Genomic DNA, 2073 nt, shown 5'->3' on the forward strand with positions numbered 1-2073 from the left:
TGCACCTAACGGTGCGGCAGCTTAGTGACCCTCAGCTGCGAAACGGTCGATAGCCTCCTGGACCATCTTCTCAGCAGCAGCCAGGTCTTCCCAGCCCTCGCCCTTAACCCACTTGCCGGGCTCCAGGTCCTTGTAACGCTCGAAGAAGTGCTGAATCTCAGCCTTCAGCTGCTCGGGAACATCAGCCAGGGACTTGATGTGGTCGTAGCGCTTGTCGGTGGGAACGCACAGAACCTTAGCGTCGCCGCCAGCCTCATCGGTCATGTTGAACACAGCAACCGGGCGGGACTCAACCAGCACGCCGGGAACAACGTCAACGTCCAGGATCAGCATTGCGTCCAGCGGGTCGCCGTCCTCACCCAGGGTGTTCTCGAAGTAGCCGTAAGCGGTGGGGTACTGCATGGAGGTGAACAGCACGCGGTCCAGGCGCAGGCGGCCGGTCTCGTGGTCCACTTCGTACTTCACGCGGGAGCCGCGGGGAATTTCAATAGTGACGTCGAGTTCCATCGGAACCTTCTTTCTCGTGAGTTAGAGTCACTTTCGCGGCGACTTCGGCGCGCAAGGTGCGAAAGTTAGGTGTTGAACTCACCCATTGTAACCCGTTCGCGCACACCGAAACCGCGTATTCGGCGCCAAAACCAGCGTAAATTCGATAGGCACCCCATCCGCCCGCTATGCTCAAAAGATGCCTTCCAACAAGCACAACACCCAGACCACCACCCTCACCCGCCGCGCCGCCCTCACCCTCGGCGGCATGTTCCTCCTCACCGCCTGCGGATCCGCCGCAACCGAACAAAAACGCCCCGAAGGCTCCGCAAGCCCCACCGGTAGCGCGACCGGCAGCGCGACCGGCACCGCCGAGGTGACCGCCTCCGCAACCCCGAGCGCCACTCCGAGCCCGGCCCTCGCCCCCGCGCTGCCCGAAGCGGAACAGGAGCAGCTACGCAACGCCCTCACCGCACTCTTCGCGGACGGCACCTACCCGCAGTACAGCCTGCTCGTCACCGGCATGGACGGCAACCTGCCCAGCATCAAGGCGACCACCGCACCCGCCGACCTGTACGCCGCCAACGCCGACACCGCGCGCGTGCCCGCCTCCACCTTTAAGGTGCTGACCCTGTTCGCGCTCAACCACTACGCAAACCTGCAGGCGCGCCTGCGCACCCGCGTCACCCGCGACACCGCCGGACTGTACCTCATGGCGGGCGGCGACACCCTACTCGGTGCGGGCGCCTCCAACCCGAAGCAGATTGTGGGACGCGCAGGCCTGACCACCCTCGCCGAACAGACCGTGAAGGCGCTGAACGAGGGCGAAAAGCCGACCGCGGCGCTACCTGTCTACCTGGACGGCACCTTCTTTAGCGGCCCCAGCGTGAACCCCGGCTGGGATGACGCGGACGTGGCATCCGGCCAGATCACCCCCATTCACCCGATCGCGCTCGAATCGCACACGGTGCCGGGCAAATCGACCGCAAGCAACCCGGTACGCCCCGATGATGCGGCGGTTGCCGCCCAGCAGGCGTTCGTGGATGCGCTCAACACCGCCGGTAAGGAGTCCGGCCTGAGCTTCACCCTCGCAGAGCGCCGCACCGCCCCCGCGGAAGCGGTCGAAATCGCCGCGGTCGAGTCTGCGACCCTGCTGGAGCAGGCGCAGCACATGATGCTCGAATCCGACAACGCCCTGGCTGAGGTGCTTGGCCGTTGCGCCGCCATCGCCGCAGGCAAGGAAGGTAGCGGCGAAGCGGCGCAGCAAACCGTGCGTCAGGCGCTCGTGGATGCCGGCGCGAACATTGAAAACCTGGTGCAGGCGGACGTGTGCGGCATGTCGCTGACGGACCGCGTGACCACCCGAACCCTCGTGCAGGTTATTGCGCTCATGAACGCCGACGAGCACGCCGAGCAACTCATGAGCACCTTCCCGGTGGCGGGCGTGAGCGGCACCCTGACCGACCGTTTTGGTGCGGCGAACGCCGTGCACGCGCGCACTTTTGTGCAGGCGAAGACCGGCACCCTGTACACGGTGTCTTCGCTGTGCGGTGTGGCGACCCGACCCGACGGCACCCGCCTGATTTT

2 protein-coding genes are annotated in these 2073 nt (G+C 65.5%); one reads left to right on the forward strand and one right to left on the reverse strand.

Annotated elements, in window-relative coordinates; genetic code table 11:
• Positions 1-21: 21 nt before the first annotated feature.
• A complete protein-coding gene (gene ppa, locus Q0216_RS08550; protein ID WP_005504328.1) occupies positions 22-507 on the reverse strand; it encodes an inorganic diphosphatase in 486 nt (161 codons plus the stop codon).
• A gap of 178 nt (positions 508-685) precedes the next feature.
• Between ppa and dacB the strand changes: the two genes are divergently transcribed.
• Positions 686-2073 (forward strand): D-alanyl-D-alanine carboxypeptidase/D-alanyl-D-alanine-endopeptidase (gene dacB / locus Q0216_RS08555; RefSeq protein ID WP_298594533.1); only part of this gene is annotated, 1388 nt, incomplete at its 3' end.

It is taken from the genome of uncultured Rothia sp. (assembly GCF_937976295.1).
Lineage (GTDB): Bacteria > Actinomycetota > Actinomycetes > Actinomycetales > Micrococcaceae > Rothia.

What these genes read in the sequence shown, in the direction of transcription:
- ppa (WP_005504328.1), bottom strand. Translation starts at nt 507, where the DNA reads ATGGAACTCGACGTCACTATTGAAATTCCCCGCGGCTCCCGCGTGAAG.